The organism is Allosalinactinospora lopnorensis, assembly GCF_000981225.1.
Lineage (GTDB): Bacteria > Actinomycetota > Actinomycetes > Streptosporangiales > Streptosporangiaceae > Allosalinactinospora > Allosalinactinospora lopnorensis.
The window spans coordinates 1-14550 of record NZ_LAJC01000057.1; the positions used below are offsets into that span (position 1 = coordinate 1).

Sequence of the window (14550 nt, forward strand, 5' to 3'; positions counted from 1 at the left end):
CCGGCGGGGTGGGAGACGATGGCGGCGGCCCGGTCACCGGCGGGCCCGGGGCCGGAACGCCGAGGGAGGGTGCGGGGTGTCCGGGACCGTGGTAACCGGGTGGTGGCCCGTACCCCGGTGCGGGGGGCGGGTAACCCGCGGACGGGTAGGTGTGGCCGGGCTGGGGAGGCGGGGCCGTGGTGTGCGGGGGGGTTCTGCGGTAGCGGAGCCGCGTGCTCAGCCAGGTGCCGAACACGTAGACACCGGGCAGGAGGACGAGGAGCACCGTCCACCCTGTCCGGCCGGGCTCGTCTTCCAGGAGCCCGGCCGTGAACTCCCCTGCTCCCGGAACCGGCAGCCCCTCCATCTCCGAGAGGGGGTCCATCAGCAGGGTCAGCGCGAGCACGGCCACCCAGAGCAGGTGGCCGCCGAAACGCCCCCAGAGCGTGTAGGCCGCGACCCCGATGAGCAGTGAGAGCGGCGGCAGGACCGATGTCACGAACGTGTACGCGGACCGGAGGTCCTCCAGTGGGGGCGGATTCTGCGCCCCCATGACGAGCGCCCCGGTTACGACGGCCAGCGACCACACGGCGCCCCAGACGACCAGGCTGAGTCCGAGGACCGCGGCCGCCGCGCGTACCGCCGGCCCCTGCCCGGGCAACAGCGGTCTGCTGTGCGGCGGATGGTGGGACCTGTTGACCGCGACGAGCACCCAGACGAAGAGCGCGAAGCCGGCGGGGAGCGCACCGAGGAGGAGGATCGCGGCGTCCTCCCCCAGGGAGTCCATGCCGCTGATGAGCGGCTCCCGGACGGGGTCGGGGACGAGCATGGGCGCGTTGCCCAGCAGGAAGGGCGCGTAGCTGAGCAGGGCGGCCAGACCGCTCGCGAACATGAACGTCCCCGGCCGCGACCGTTCCGGCGCCAGCGCCAGCGCCAGTGCCAGCACGAGGTGGATGGGCCACAGCTCCATCTGGTGGGCCAGTGCCGCGGCCTGCTGGGACGCACCGGGAGCCGCCGGGTGGCCGATACCGGCCTCTCCGAACGAGTAGGGGAGGACGAGTACGAAGGTGGCCACGGCCCAGAACAGGAAGGAGGGCACGAGGATCCGTGGGGAGGCCCGGTGGAACCAGGTCCGGGGAGAGAGCAGCCGGCGCCATTCGTGCAGCGCGGAGGAACGGGCGAACGGGGCGAGCAACCGGGCGGCGACCGGTTGCTGCTGCGACTCGCCGCCGGGGGCGACCGTCAGCGCGTCGAAGGCGAGGGCGCGCCACCACGGGAGGATGAGCGCGGCCCATGCCTGCAGGACCACCCGGACCGTTGCTCTCCTGCCGGGGTCGTCGATGGCCTCGACGGCGATCGCCACAGCGCGGTCGCGTTCGGCGGGGGCCGGACGGAAACCCGCTTTGGAGGCGGTGATCAGCGCGCCGTCGATCACCGAACGGGCCCGGTGGCCGACCCGTTCCAGCCGGGCGCAGCGGGCGGCGCATCCTTCGTGGGAGCAGCGGTGGCCCGCGGCGATGAGAGGGATCTCGTTGACGATGATCTCGGCGAGCATCTGGTGCTCCTCTGCGCCGCCGCGGGCCAGTTCGCGCAGTCCTTCGATGCCGGCGTCGCGCCCCCGGTAGCGGGGCCGCTCGTCCGGGAGCTGGGCTGCGATGAAGGCGGTGATCGCGGTGGCCGCCTGCTCGCGGCTGTCGACGCCTGACAGGTAGTCGCGGTCGAACGCGGTGTCGCCCGTGTCGTCGAGCCAGTCGCGGAGCTTGCCCGCGCCGCCGCGGCAGAGCCAGTTCTCGGCGCGCGTGGCGTGCCGGTCGAACAGCCGGGCCAGTTCCGCGGCGGCGTGGACGCTGCGCCCGGCGAAGGTGATCGGGCGGCGGGCGGTGGTGGCGCGCAGTGGACCGGTGGGGAACCGCGTGCTGTCGTCGGTGACCGAGAGGGTCCACTCGGCGTCGATGAGCCGGGTCGCCGCTCGCGTCAGGTGTTCGGCGCTTTCCTTCTCGGCGACGGCCTCGCCGGTGATGGCCGCGAACGCCTCGGCGGCGGCGGGGCGGTTCTCGGGCGAGCGGTCCAGGGCACGCCGCACGACATCGTGCAGCGCCGGCGGCAGTTCGCCTTCAGCGGTGTCGGGCTCCTCGTTGATGGTGCGGTAGCGCAGCATCTCCATCGGGCCGGCGCCGTACGGCGGGCGGCCGCTGGCGGCGTAGGCGACGAGCCCGCCCCAGCAGAACATGTCCGAGGCCGGGCCGGCGCGCTCCCCGTCGTAGCGTTCGGGGCTGATCCACCCCGGAGTGCCGACGACCATGTCGGTGCGTGTCATGGACACGTCGTCGAGGGCCTGGGCGATACCGAAGTCGAGGACCTTGGGGCCTTCGGGGGACAGGATGACGTTTTCGGGTTTGAGATCGCGGTGCACGATGCCTTCGCGGTGGATGGCCGCCAGTGCCTCGGCGAACCCGGCGGCGAAGGCCGTCAGGGCGCTCCCCCGCAACGGTGCCAGCTCGGCGACATAGCCGCGCAGGGTCGGCCCGGCCGCGTAGGCGGCCGCCAGCCACGGCCATTCGGCGGCGGTGTCCGCGGCGAGCAGCGGGACGATGCAGCGCCCCCGGACCCGCTGTGCGAGGTGCACCTCCTTCTCGAAGCGGGCCCGGTACCCGGGGTCGGCGGCGTATTCGCCGCGGATCATCTTGATGGCCGCCGGGTGGCCGGAGGCGTCCCGGCCGAAGTAGACGACACCCATACCGCCCGCGCCGAGCCGGCCGATCAGGCGGAACGCCCCGATCTCGGCCGGATCGTCGACGGTGAGGGGGACCAGAGAGGCGTTGTCGGTGCCGGTCACGATCGCCGGAGCTCCTGTGGGATGGGGGTTGAGGGCTTGCGTTTAGGTACCGTTATAACGAAGAAGGCCGGGGTTCCGAACCGGGTGGAACCGCGCGTTTCGGCCTGGTGGGCTCTTCTCCCCGCGCGGCGCCGATGCGCCTTCGGTGGGGAGCGTCTCAGCGGGGCTCTCCGGCGGCGCGGCCGTTTTCGGCCGGCCGGTCATACCAGCGCCGCGCACGCACGCGGCCGCGGAAGGCGCGCCCCGCCCGGCGGGGGCCGGTCGGCCACCGTCGGGCGGGCGCTGCCGTACGCCGGCGGCCTCTCAGCCGCGGGTGGCCGACACGGTCGAGGAGAACACCTCCTCGCGGGCCTGCTGCAGCGCCCACAGGAGGGCGCCGCGCAGCACGGGTGCGCCGACCGTGCCGGTACTGACCTCGGGAGCGTTGGGGCCCACACGCTCGGCCGCCCGGGCGACCCGCTGCGCGAGGTCGTCCCCGCCGGCCTGCGCCACCTCGCCGCACAGCACCACCAGGCCGGGGTCGAGCACGACGCACACCGAGGCCACACCGCGGGCGATGCGCTGGGCGAGCTCGTCGAGGAACGCCTCACCGTCCGCGCCCGCTCCACGCGCGGCGGCGATGGCGGAGGCGACGGTTCCGGCGTGGAATCCGTGTGCGGCGGCGAGGTGGGCGACCTCCCGCGCCCCGACCAGGGCCTGGAAACCGTGGGCCAGCGACGGGGTGCCGTAGGCGGTGTGCAGTTCCTCGTACCCGCCGGGGAGCCCGACGTCCCCGGGTAAGGGCGCCCCCGGCACCGGCAGGTACCCGATCTCGCCCGCTCCGCCGGAGCGGCCTCTGCGGATCCGGTCGTCGAGCATGATCGCCATGCCGACACCGCCGCCGAGCCACATCAGCGCGAAGTCCGAGACCCCTTGGGCCGCGCCTTCGGCGTGCTCGGCGAGAGCGGCCAGGTTGACGTCGTTCTCGATCGTGACCGACCGCTGGAGTTCGGCCCGCAGCGACTCCAGCACCCCCTCGTGCCAGGCGGGCAGGTCGAAGGAGAACCGGATGTCGCCGGTCCGGGGGTCCACGACGCCCGGGGTACCGATGACACAGGCCCGCACACGCTCGATCGGTATCTCCGCGCTCTGCACCAGCTTCATCACCGTGGTGCGTACGACCTCGACCGGATCCGGCGAGTCCGCCGGGTCGACCGAGACCTCACCCACCACGCGGCCGGTGACGTCGGCCACAGCCGCGGTGACCTCGGTGGCGCTCACGTCCAGCGCCGCCACGTATGCGCTGGAGGGCACCACCGCGTACAGCGCCGCGTTGGGCCCCCGGCCCCCGCCCTGGCTGCCGACCACATGCACCAACTCCCGCTCTTCCAGGCGCGCGAGCAGCTGGGAGGCGGTCACCTTGGACAACCCGGTGGCCTCTCCGAGTTGGGTGCGCGTCAGCGGCCCCGACGACAGGAGCAACTCCAGCGCCGCACGATCGTTCAGTTGCCGCAGCAGCTGAGGAGTTCCCGGGCGTCGAGACATAACCGTGACACCCCCATCTCTATTTATTAGGAAACTTTATTGTTAGTTTATCGAGCACCCCGCACGCAGGACGCGCCGGAGCCCTTCGGCGAAGCGCCCGGCCGTCCTGCCGAACTGGGCGAACCGAAAACACAGGGCTATCCCAGCACATCTCGGCACCGATAACGACCCGCGCTGCGGTTCTCGCCGACCACGGAGATGTTCGGGGCATCTGCTTCGACCCGGCGTCGCGAGCGTGACGGCGCGCGAAGGGAGGAACACGGATGAGAATCCCGAAGATCGCGGCCGCCTCGGCCGCCGTGCTGCTGGTCGCCGCCTGCGGCGGTGGGAACGGCGCCGACGACGCCGACAGCCTGACCGTCTGGGTCATGGGCACCTCTGAGGACGCGCTGGTCGAGTACTTCGACGGCATAGAGGCGCGGTTCCAGGAGCAGCACCCCGGAACCGGTGTCGACGTGGAGTTCATCCCGTGGGACGACGCCCAGGAGTCGATCACCAACGCGATCGCCGGCGGCGACGCCCCCGATGTACTGGAGGTCGGCAACGACCAGACCGCCAACTGGGCCGTGCAGGGCGCCCTGCTGGAGATCGACGACTACGTCGCGGACTGGGACGAGGCCGCGGACATGGACCAGGAGTCCCTCGACTACGGCGCCTACGAAGGCGTCCAGTACTCCGTGCCGTGGTTCTCCGGTGTCCGCACCCTGTACTACCGCGCCGACTGGCTCGACGACCTCGACGCGGACGTCCCCAAGACCTGGGACGATCTCGTCGAGGTGGCCAAGGCCGTCGAAGAGGAGCAGAACGTGCCGGGATTCGCCGCCCCGACCGACTTCACCAACGGTATCGCCAGTTTCATCTGGAGCAACGGGGGCGAGATCGCCGTGCAGGACGGCGGCGAGTGGGAGGGCCGGCTGACCGACCCCGCGACCAAGGAGGCCATCGAGTTCTACGCCGACCTCACCGTCGACGAGGAGATCTCACCTCAGGCCTATGTCGGCGAAACCGAGTTGACTCCGCTGGCCGATATGGCCAACGGCCGGCTCGGCATGTACATCGACGGCGGCTGGGCACTGAGCTCCATGGAGGAGCAGGCCGACGACCCGGACATCCTCGACGACATCGAGGCTGCGCCGATCCCCGGCGCCGAGGGAACCGCCCCGGCCTTCGCCGGGGGTTCCGCGCTGGCGCTCTTCTCCACGACGGAGACCCCTGATCTCGCCTTCGACCTGCTCACGACGATGGCGGACAAGGAGGGCGGCCAGGAGTACGCCGACGCGGCCGGCTTCTTTCCCGCCTACCCCGAACTCCTCGACGCCCCGGAGTACCGGGAGGACCCGTTCAAAGCGGCCGCCGCCGAGCAGATGAAGAACACCTCCTTCTTCCCGGCCACCCCCAACTGGAACGCCGCCGACCAGGACAAGAAGATCCTGCCCAGCGCGGTCCTGGAGATCACCCGGGGCACTGACGTGGACCAGGCTCTGGAGGAGGCCAACGACCAGCTGACCGAGACGCTCAACGAGCCGATCGAGTAGACCTCCGCTCCGCCGTGCCGGAGGCGTCCGGAGGCGTGCCCCTCTCGCCTCCGGACGCCTCGCCACCACCGCGAACGGGAAGACCCAGCCATGGCACAGACCGCTGAGGCGGTGCGGGCGGAGGACAGGCCTCGGCCGGAGCCCGGCCCGGACCGCTCCCCTCCCCGCCGCCGGAAGCCCACGCCCTACCTGCTCATCGCGCCGACCCTGCTGCTGCTCGCCGTGGTCCTGCTGTGGCCTGTCGGCCAGATGGTGTGGAACTCGCTGCACGCCTACAGCACCCGGCATCTGCTGCCCGCCGGCCCGGCGCCGGGGTGGAACGGTTTCGCTCACTACACCCACCTGCTCAGCGACCCCTTCTTCTGGCACGTCCTGCGGAACACGGTCGCCGTGTGCGCGCTCATGGTGGGCATCACGATGGTGCTCGGGACGCTGGTCGGCCTGCTGCTGCACAAGCTCCCCAAGTGGTTCTCCACCATCGTCGCCGTCGGGATGATGCTGGCCTGGGCCACCCCCGCGATCAGCGCCTCGCTGATCTTCCGCTGGCTGTTCCTGCCGGAGCGCGGCCTGGCCAACGTCCTGCTGGACGGGATGCCCGACTGGCTGGTGGGCAGCGGGTGGCTGGACTACAGCTGGTTCCTGGAGCCGCTCTCCCTGTTCACCGTGCTCATCCTGGTGATCGTCTGGCAGTCGTTCCCGTTCGTCGCGGTCTCCGTACTGGCCGGCCTGAAGAGCGTCCCCGGGGAGCTCTACGAGGCGGCCCGGGTCGACGGCGCCGGCGCCTGGCGGTCCTTCTGGAGCATCACCTTCCCCATGCTCCGCCCGCTGTTCTCGCTGCTGCTCGTGCTGCAGATCATCTGGGACCTGCGGGTGTTCACCCAGCTCTACATCCTGGCGAACGGCTTCCAGAACACATCGGTCTACCTGCTCTCGTACTACATCTACCAGCAGGGGTTCTCGGCCAGCCCGCCCAACTACGGCATGGGCTCGGCGATCGCGGTGGTCATGACCGCCATGATCCTCGCTGTCAGCGCCTACTACCTGCGCATCATGATCCGCCAGGGGGAGACACGATGAGCACCGCAGCACCGCGACGGACCGGAACGCCCCGGACCGGCGGCACCAGGCGGCGCCTGTCCCGGGGGCTCCGCCGGACCGGACTGTACGCGGCGGGGACCGCCGTCCTGGTGTTCGCCGTCTTCCCCGTCTACTGGATGGTCAGCACGGCGCTCAAACCGGTCAGTGAGATCTTCGCCCGACAACCCCGGCTCCTTCCCGGCGCCCCCACCCTCGACCACTTCGACCGGGTCGTCAACGGTCAGCTCATCCCCGGGGTGAACTTCTGGCAGTTCCTCGCCAACAGCCTGTTCGTCACGCTGGGCTCGGTGGCCGTGGCGGCCGTGATGTCGCTGCTGGCCGCCGTCGCCATCGCCCGGTTCAGGTTCCGGCTCCGCACCGGCCTCATCCTGTTGCTCATGCTGATCCAGATGGTGCCGATGGAGGCGATGATCATCTCCATCTTCATCAACTTCCGGCACCTCCAGGACGTCAGCGGCGTACAACTGCTCGGCAACCTCACCGGCATCGTGATCGTCTACACCGCCGTCGCGCTGCCGATCACCATCATGATGCTGCGCGGCTTCGTCGCCGCTGTTCCCAGGGAACTGGAGGAGGCCGCGGCCATCGACGGCGCGGGCAACTGGACAGTCTTCTGGCAGATCCTGATGCCGCTGGTGGCACCGGGCCTGGTGGCGGCCAGCATCTTCGCCTTCATCACGGCGTGGAACGAGTTCATCGTCGCCCTGACCTTCCTCGGCCGCAGCACCGAGAACTACACGCTGCCGCTGACCCTCTCCTACTACTTCGGCCGCTTCGGGACCGAATGGGGCGCCATCATGGCCGCCTCCACGCTCCTCACCATCCCGGTAATGATCTTCTTCCTGTTCGTCCAGCGCCGTATGGTCGCCGGCCTCACCATGGGCGCGGTCAAGGGTTGAACCGCCTCAGCCCCTGGCCGCCGACGGCGTCGCCCGGACAGGCGGGGCACCCCCGGGACCGCAGCCGGGCGCCTCCCCCGGTACCGCCGCTTGAGGAGGACCCGTCCCGATCGTTCCACCGCTTTGAACGGAGACCGTGATGCCCGCAGACCCGACCCTGGATCGCCTTGCCAACGCCGCCCTCCTGGTGCCGTTCGAGTCCTACGAGGCCCCGCGCTGGATCCTTGACGGCCTGGCGGACGGTATCGCCGGAGTCTGCCTGTTCCACAACAACATCGGCGACCCGGACCAGGTCACCCGATTGAACCGGCGGCTGGCGGAGGCCGCCGACGCCCCATTGATCGCGCTGGACGAGGAAGGAGGCGACGTCACGCGTATCGGCCAGGGAAGCGGCAGCGACTACCCGGGCAACGCCGCGCTCGGCGCCATCGACGACCCCGAACTCACCCGCGCGGTGCACCGCTCCCTCGGCGCGGAACTGCGGGACCTCGGCTGCACGCTGAACCTCGCTCCGGCCGTCGACGTGAACGCCGTCGCCGCCAACCCCATCATCGGCACCCGCGCGTTCGGCTCCGACGCGGCGCTCGTCGCCCGGCACGCCGCCGCGGCGGTCACCGGGCTGCAGGAGAGCGGAATAGCCGCGTGCGCCAAGCATTTTCCCGGGCACGGCGCCACCCGCCAGGACTCCCATGACGAACTCCCCGTTGTCGAGGCCGACCGCGACCTGCTGCTGCGGCGTGAGCTTCTGCCGTTCCGGGCCGCCATCGACGCCGGGGTGCGCAGCGTACTGACGGCGCACATCGAACTCCCCGGCCTCGGCATAACCGGTCCGGCCACGCTCAACGCCGGCATCGTGGACCGGCTGCTCCGCCGCGAGCTCGGGTTCGACGGCGCGGTCATCACCGACGCACTGGAGATGACCGGGGTCAGCGGCGGCATCGGCATCGCCGAGGCCGCCGTTCGGGCCCTGGCCGCCGGCTGCGACCTGCTCTGCCTGGGACGGTTCGTCTACGCCGACCGGGTGGCCGCGATCCGCGCGGCCGTCGCCGAGGCCGTCCGCGAGGGCCGGCTGGCCGGCGACCGGCTGGAGGAGGCCGCCGAACGGACGGCGTCCCTGCGGCGATGGTCGGGACGGCACCGGACCGCGGCGGAGGACGTGCAGGCGATAGGGCTGGAGGGCGCCCGCCGCGCCGTGCGGCTCGACGGCACCCTGCCGCCGCTGGTCCGCCCCGCGGTGATCGAGGTGGACACCCCGCCGGGGACGGCCGCGGGCGACGTCCCGTGGGGACTGGCGCCGTGGTTCCCCGGAACCGAGCGTGTCGACCCCCGGAGCAGCCGGCCCTCGGATGTCCTGGCCCGTGTCGCGGGCGGCAGCGTGGTCGTCGTGGTGCGCGACGCCCACCGCTACCCGGCAACGCGCGCCTTCACCGAAGAGCTGTGCCGGGCACGCCCGGACGCTGTTGTGGTGGAGATGGGGCTGCCCGTCTGGCGGCCGGCATGCCGCGCCTACATCAGCACCTATGGGGCGGCGCGCGTCAATGCCCAGAGCGCCGCGGAACTCCTCGAGGCCACCGCCGGCACGTCGGTACGATGAGGATTGACCACACTGGGAGGGGCCGGTCCGGGAAGACGTGCGCGTCCGCGCGCCGGCCGGTGCCGCGGCGCCCCTTCCGGTCCTGATTCCCCGGTAGGAGACATGTTGCAGAGCACCACCGCGGTCCCGGGACCGCCGCATCAGCGCCCCAGTGGCCCGAGCTCTCCTCGATTCACGGCATAATCGCAGCATGCGCCTTTCTGCCCGGGTCGATTACGCGTTGCGCGCCGCGGCCGAACTCGCTGCCGCCAGTGGCGGCCCGGTTACGGCCGAACAACTCGCGCGTGCCCAGGTCATCCCCGGAAAATTCCTGGAGAACATCCTCACCCAGCTGCGCCGCGCGGGCCTCGTGCGCAGCCAGAGAGGGCCTGTCGGCGGCTACTGGCTGGCCCGGCCGGCCGGGGAGATCTCGCTGGCCGACGTCATCCGCGCCGTAGACGGGCCTCTCGCCAACGTGCGCGGCGAACGGCCCGAGCACGTCGACTACGAAGGGGCCGCCAACAGTCTGCAGCAGGTCTGGATAGCGCTGCGGGCCAGTGAGCGCTCCATCTTGGAGAGCGTCACCCTGGAGCACGTCGCGACGAACAAGCTCCCCGAGACCATCCGGCACCTCGCCGAAGACCCCGACGCCTGGGCGAGCTGACGCCCCCACCGGGTCCGGCCCGGACGGTCCGCGGTACAGCACAGAGCGCGGGCGGTGGCTGCGGCCACCGCCCGCGCTCTGTTCGTTCACACCGGGTAGTAGGTGCCCGGCGCGACGGCGCTAGACACCGACCATGTCGACGACGTCGGGAACGCGATCCGGTACCGAATCGATACCGATCCGCTCCGGTCCGCTGACGGATTCGGCCGGGACGCCGTCGCCGAGTAGGGCGGTCTCCTGCAGTTCCGCGAGCGCCAACTGATCGGCGACCTCGCGCAGTACCTGGGAAAGCTGAACGCCCAGGGCGGTGCAGATCGAGGAGAGCAGCTCCGAAGACGCCTCCTTCTGTCCCCGCTCCACCTCAGACAGGTAGCCCAGCGACACTCGGGCCTCGGCCGACACCTCGCGGAGGGTGCGGCCCTGCCGCTGCCGAAGCTGCCGTAGCACGTCACCGAGTAGGTGACGAAGCAGGACCATCATTCGCGCTCCCTCCTGCCGGTAGCGACCTTCATAGAAACACCGTACCTGTCCCAAGCTCGATCGTCGCACCTCATGGCTTGCTGTTCGCTGCGGGGATAACGCACTCTTGGCAACGATTTGTTCCCTTGATACCGAGCTTCGAACGGCCGGATTTCCGCTAACCGAACGTGTTCTTGACCACTACCTTACCGAGCAGGCGCAACGCCTCATCAACAGTGCAGCGGCGGATATACCCGCGGTCACCCTGGAAACGGAACTCCGCGACCTCGACCACCTGGGCGGGCGCGGCGACCGCGGCGAACACGGTTCCCACCGGCCGACCGTCCTGCGGTTCGGGACCGGCCACACCGGTGACGGCTAGTCCGAATGTGGCCACGAGGCGTTCGCGGGCCCCGCGTGCCATGGCTCGGGCGACCTCCGGGTGCACCGCCCCGTTCCTGTCGAGCACATCGCGCGGAACGCCCAGCAGACCGTTCTTGAGATCGGTGGCGTAAGCGATCACGCCGCCCCGGTAGATGGCCGACGCGCCCGCGATATCGGTGAGGGCCGCGCCTATCAGACCACCGGTGAGCGACTCGGCGGTCGCGACCGTACCCGCGCGGGACTCCAGGGCGCGATGCACGGCGGCCGCGGCCTCCGCGGTCATGAGTCCGCGGTGCCGCTGGCGGAGGAGCGGCGCAGCCTCAGCGCCTGGACGACGTAGTCGGCGCCGGTCCACAGGGTGACGGCCAGGGCCGCGGCCATGAGCGCATGCGCGATGAAGTGCAGCGGATCGGGCAGCGGGAAAAGATAGACGCTGATCGCGACGATCTGCAGCACCGTTTTGAGCTTGCCGCCGCGGCTGGCCGGGATCACGCCGTACTTGATGACGGCGAACCGCAGCGCCGTGATGCCCCATTCGCGCACCAGGATCGCGATGGTGACCCACCACCACAGCTCCCCGAGCAGGGAGAGCACCACCAGCGCGGCGCCGGTGAGGGCCTTGTCGGCGATCGGGTCGGCGACCTTGCCGAAGTCGGTGACGAGGTTGCGCCGCCGGGCCAGTTCCCCGTCGACATGGTCGGTGATGGCGGCCAGCACGAAGACGGCGAACGCGGCGAAGCGCCAACCGGGGTGGTCCAGGAACATGAACACCACGAACAGCGGCACCATGATGAGCCGGCTGACCGTGAGGATGTTCGCGATGTTCCACACCGGGATGTGCTGGGGGGCCGGCACCGCGGCGGAATCGTGAGGGCTCATTGCTGATCCGGTTGCTCGGTTACCGCTTCGGCGACCAGGTCGGCACCCAGCGCCTCAGTGACGGTCGCCCTCACCATATCGCCCACTGACAGATCAGGACAGCCGCGCACCACCGTGCTGCCGTCGACCTCGGGTGCCTGATGCTCCGCCCTGCCTTCGAATGTGCCGTCGCCGAGGTCCGCTTCGACGAGGACCTCCACGGTGGAACCCACCCGTTCCTCTGAGCGCTGCGCCATGAGTTCCTCCGCCAGCCGATTGAGGCGGTCGACCCGTTCAGCGATGATCTCATCCGGAAGCGTTCCGTCGAATCCGGCCGCCTCGGTCCCCTCCTCCTCGGAGTAGCCGAAGATGCCGATGGCGTCGAGCCGGGCGGATTCGAGGAAGGAGACGAGCTCGCCGAAGTCCTCCTCGGTCTCCCCCGGGAAGCCCACGATGAAGTTGGAACGGACACCGGCCTGCGGCGCCGCGCGCCGGATGGCCGCCAAGAGCTCCAGGAACCGCTCCCGGTCGCCGAAACGGCGCATCCGGCGCAGCAGCGGGCCGCTGGCGTGCTGGAAGGACAGATCGAAGTAGGGGGCGACACCCGGCGTGCCGGCCGCGACCTCGATCAGCCCCGGGCGGGTCTCGGCCGGCTGCAGATAGCTGACGCGGACCCGCTCGATGCCGTCGACGGCGGCGAGCCGCGGCAGCAGCGCCTCCAGAGCGCGCAGGTCACCGAGGTCCTTACCGTAGGACGTGGAATTCTCGCTGACCAGGAAGAGTTCGCGCACCCCCTGGCCGGCCAGCCACTCGGCCTCGCGCAGGAGGTCGTCCGGTCGTCGGGAGATGTAGGCGCCGCGGAACGCGGGAATGGCGCAGAAGGTGCACCGGCGGTCGCAGCCCGACGCGATCTTGAGATTGGCCACCGGCCCATCGGCGAGCCGCCTGCGCGAGACCGAATCCTGGGAGACGAGACGTCTCCGCTGCGGGTGGAGGGCGGCGGGCGAGGCCTCCTGCGCGGGGGACGGCTGGAACTCGGCGTGTCCCGGGACGTGCGCCGTCTGCCGCTCCGGCCGCTCCACCGGGGAGATCGGCAGCAGGATCCGCCGGTCGCGCGGAGTGTGCGGGGTGAGTGCGGCTCCCCGGAGAACGTCGTCGAGCCGGTCGCCGATCTCGGCGTAGTCGTCGAAGCCGACGACCTGGGCCTCGGGCATGGCCTCGGCCAACTCCGAACCGTAGCGCTCGGCCATGCACCCGGCCGCCACGACCTTGGTATCGCCGTCAGCGGCGCTCAGCAGCGCGTCAATGGACTCCTGCTTGGCGGGTTCGATGAACCCGCAGGTGTTCACGAGGACGACGTCGGCCTTTTCGCCGTTTTCGGGGTCGACCAACTCCCAACCGCCGGCCGCCAGACGTCCGGCGAGTTCTTCAGAGTCAACCTCGTTCCGCGCGCACCCCAGGGTGACGAGCGAAACCGTACGGCGCGATGACATGGCTTCCAAAGTTAGGCGGAGACACGGGTGTGAAGGTGCACCCTGATCACCAGGGTGACATGTTCCGCGACCGTATCGCCCCGGCTCTGTCCCGGCCGGAGGAGATGATCGGCGCTTCGCGGACCGGTCCGCCGGTCGGAGGCCGTCCGGCTGGACGGCCGCGCCTCCCGCAGCCTGTTCGCTGAACCTTCACGGATGGTGCGAGCCTATCAAGCGCCGGAGCCCCCGCCGTGGTGCGAGCCCGCGTCCCGCCGCGCCGGCGACCGGTCCGCGGCACGCCCTGTCCGCCCGCGCTCCGCCGAACGCGCCCGCCGCCCCTACCTGCTCTGCATGCCGTCGCTGTCGAAGACCAGGTTCGCCACCTCGCCGCTCGCTCCGGCGGTGCCCAGGTTCTCGCCGTTGACCTCGACCCGGGCGGCGCCCGCATTGCCGAGATGCATCCGCAGCTCCTCGGGATGGCTCCAGTCCTTATGGGTACCGTCCGTGAGGACACCGGTGAACACGTCGCCGCCGTCGGCGTCGGTGACGCGGATCCACAGGCGATCCTGCGCGCGCAGCTTGACGTGCACCTCCTGGGGGTCGTGGAGCTGCTGTGTGGCCTGCGGTGAGTCCGGTGTGTCGTCCGCCGGCCGCGCCTCCGACCGGTCGTTGCCGGGCGCTTCCGGAACGGGACCGCTCGTGCTCTCCTCGCCCGCCGGCACGCTCCCGCGGTCCTCGGGCTCGCTCTCCGGCCAGGCCTGGACCCCCGCGACGACCCCGGCCACAATGATGGCCGCGGCCACGAAGAACGGCCAGACCCGGCGCCGGGCTCCGGCACCGACGGAGGGGCTCTCCCGTTCGTCCTCCGCCGTGGCCTCGGACGGCTCCGGGGTCTCCCCGCCGCCGATGGCCGCGACGGACTCGGCGGGATCCGCCTCGGGCTCGGCCGCCGTCTCCTGCGCCCCTGCTTCCCTCTTCGCGGCCAGGGGCATAGGGGGTGCCTCGGCGTGCCTGTTGTCGTACTGCTCCAGCAACGGCCCCGAATCGAGGCCGAGCTCCTTGCATACGGCGCGGATGTGCCCGCGGGCGTAGAAGTCGCCCCCGCAGGGGGCGAACTCATCGCGCTCCAACGCTGCGAGAATGCTCCGCCGGATACAGGTGCGCTCGCTCACCTCCGCGAGCGTGTAACCGGTCTGTTCCCGGGCGGCGGCCAGGGTCTGACCGATCGTTGTCATACCCGTTCCCCCCTTCGCGAGGCGTGCCCACCCC

The 14550-nt window shown here is 70.9% G+C and carries 12 protein-coding genes; 5 read left to right on the forward strand and 7 right to left on the reverse strand.

Features of this window, described 5'->3' with window-relative positions; genetic code table 11:
• On the reverse strand, positions 1–2815 hold a 2815-nt coding region (locus VS93_RS32610), incomplete at its 3' end, for a serine/threonine-protein kinase (protein WP_156184923.1).
• A gap of 303 nt (positions 2816–3118) precedes the next feature.
• Positions 3119–4339 carry an ROK family transcriptional regulator gene (locus VS93_RS19020; RefSeq protein WP_046471255.1) on the reverse strand — a complete coding sequence of 407 codons (1221 nt, stop codon included), beginning with the start codon at positions 4337–4339 and terminating at the stop codon, positions 3119–3121.
• A 263-nt stretch (positions 4340–4602) separates the two neighbouring features.
• Here VS93_RS19020 and VS93_RS19025 point away from each other — a divergent pair, with 263 nt between their 5' ends.
• The 5 genes from VS93_RS19025 to VS93_RS19045 all read left to right on the forward strand — a co-directional run bounded on the left by VS93_RS19025 (position 4603) and on the right by VS93_RS19045 (position 10108).
• Positions 4603–5874, forward strand: a complete 1272-nt coding sequence (locus tag VS93_RS19025; RefSeq protein ID WP_046471256.1) for an extracellular solute-binding protein — start codon at positions 4603–4605, stop codon at positions 5872–5874.
• Between the two features lie 90 nt (positions 5875–5964).
• Positions 5965–6951, forward strand: a complete 987-nt coding sequence (locus VS93_RS19030; protein WP_046471257.1) for a carbohydrate ABC transporter permease — start codon at positions 5965–5967, stop codon at positions 6949–6951.
• Positions 6948–7871 (forward strand): carbohydrate ABC transporter permease, encoded by a 924-nt coding sequence (locus VS93_RS19035; RefSeq protein ID WP_046471258.1) that lies wholly within the window; start codon positions 6948–6950, stop codon positions 7869–7871. The genes VS93_RS19030 and VS93_RS19035 overlap by 4 nt, the downstream gene beginning before the upstream one ends.
• A gap of 139 nt (positions 7872–8010) precedes the next feature.
• Entirely contained in the window at positions 8011–9465 is a 1455-nt protein-coding gene (locus VS93_RS19040) for a glycoside hydrolase family 3 N-terminal domain-containing protein (RefSeq protein ID WP_046471259.1), read from the forward strand.
• Positions 9466–9655: 190 nt separating this feature from the next.
• The gene (locus VS93_RS19045) at positions 9656–10108 is read left to right on the forward strand and encodes an RrF2 family transcriptional regulator (protein ID WP_046471260.1); all 453 of its coding nucleotides are present in this window, start codon (positions 9656–9658) and stop codon (positions 10106–10108) included.
• A 120-nt stretch (positions 10109–10228) separates the two neighbouring features.
• Here the strand turns inward: VS93_RS19045 and VS93_RS19050 are convergent, their stop codons facing one another.
• The 5 genes from VS93_RS19050 to VS93_RS19070 form a co-directional block, all read right to left on the reverse strand.
• Positions 10229–10588: a helix-turn-helix domain-containing protein gene (locus tag VS93_RS19050; protein WP_046471261.1), complete on the reverse strand. Its 360-nt coding sequence runs from the start codon at positions 10586–10588 to the stop codon at positions 10229–10231.
• 157 nt (positions 10589–10745) lie between these two features.
• A complete protein-coding gene (locus tag VS93_RS19055; protein WP_046471262.1) occupies positions 10746–11234 on the reverse strand; it encodes a CinA family protein in 489 nt (162 codons plus the stop codon).
• Positions 11231–11830, reverse strand: a complete 600-nt coding sequence (pgsA, locus tag VS93_RS19060; protein WP_046471263.1) for a CDP-diacylglycerol--glycerol-3-phosphate 3-phosphatidyltransferase — start codon at positions 11828–11830, stop codon at positions 11231–11233. The genes VS93_RS19055 and pgsA overlap by 4 nt, the downstream gene beginning before the upstream one ends.
• Positions 11827–13302: a 30S ribosomal protein S12 methylthiotransferase RimO gene (rimO, locus tag VS93_RS19065; protein ID WP_046471264.1), complete on the reverse strand. Its 1476-nt coding sequence runs from the start codon at positions 13300–13302 to the stop codon at positions 11827–11829. Before rimO ends, pgsA begins: the two co-directional genes overlap by 4 nt.
• Before the next feature lie 317 nt (positions 13303–13619).
• Positions 13620–14516, reverse strand: coding sequence for a helix-turn-helix domain-containing protein (locus VS93_RS19070; protein ID WP_046471265.1), 897 nt, complete (start codon positions 14514–14516; stop codon positions 13620–13622).
• Between the last annotated feature and the right edge of the window lie 34 nt (positions 14517–14550).

What these genes read in the sequence shown, in the direction of transcription:
- VS93_RS19025 (WP_046471256.1), top strand. Translation starts at nt 4,603, where the DNA reads ATGAGAATCCCGAAGATCGCGGCCGCCTCGGCCGCCGTGCTGCTGGTC.
- VS93_RS19030 (WP_046471257.1), top strand. Translation starts at nt 5,965, where the DNA reads ATGGCACAGACCGCTGAGGCGGTGCGGGCGGAGGACAGGCCTCGGCCG.
- VS93_RS19050 (WP_046471261.1), bottom strand. Translation starts at nt 10,588, where the DNA reads ATGATGGTCCTGCTTCGTCACCTACTCGGTGACGTGCTACGGCAGCTT.
- VS93_RS19070 (WP_046471265.1), bottom strand. Translation starts at nt 14,516, where the DNA reads ATGACAACGATCGGTCAGACCCTGGCCGCCGCCCGGGAACAGACCGGT.
- VS93_RS19040 (WP_046471259.1), top strand. Translation starts at nt 8,011, where the DNA reads ATGCCCGCAGACCCGACCCTGGATCGCCTTGCCAACGCCGCCCTCCTG.
- VS93_RS19045 (WP_046471260.1), top strand. Translation starts at nt 9,656, where the DNA reads ATGCGCCTTTCTGCCCGGGTCGATTACGCGTTGCGCGCCGCGGCCGAA.
- VS93_RS19035 (WP_046471258.1), top strand. Translation starts at nt 6,948, where the DNA reads ATGAGCACCGCAGCACCGCGACGGACCGGAACGCCCCGGACCGGCGGC.
- VS93_RS19055 (WP_046471262.1), bottom strand. Translation starts at nt 11,234, where the DNA reads ATGACCGCGGAGGCCGCGGCCGCCGTGCATCGCGCCCTGGAGTCCCGC.
- rimO (WP_046471264.1), bottom strand. Translation starts at nt 13,302, where the DNA reads ATGTCATCGCGCCGTACGGTTTCGCTCGTCACCCTGGGGTGCGCGCGG.
- pgsA (WP_046471263.1), bottom strand. Translation starts at nt 11,830, where the DNA reads ATGAGCCCTCACGATTCCGCCGCGGTGCCGGCCCCCCAGCACATCCCG.
- VS93_RS19020 (WP_046471255.1), bottom strand. Translation starts at nt 4,339, where the DNA reads ATGTCTCGACGCCCGGGAACTCCTCAGCTGCTGCGGCAACTGAACGAT.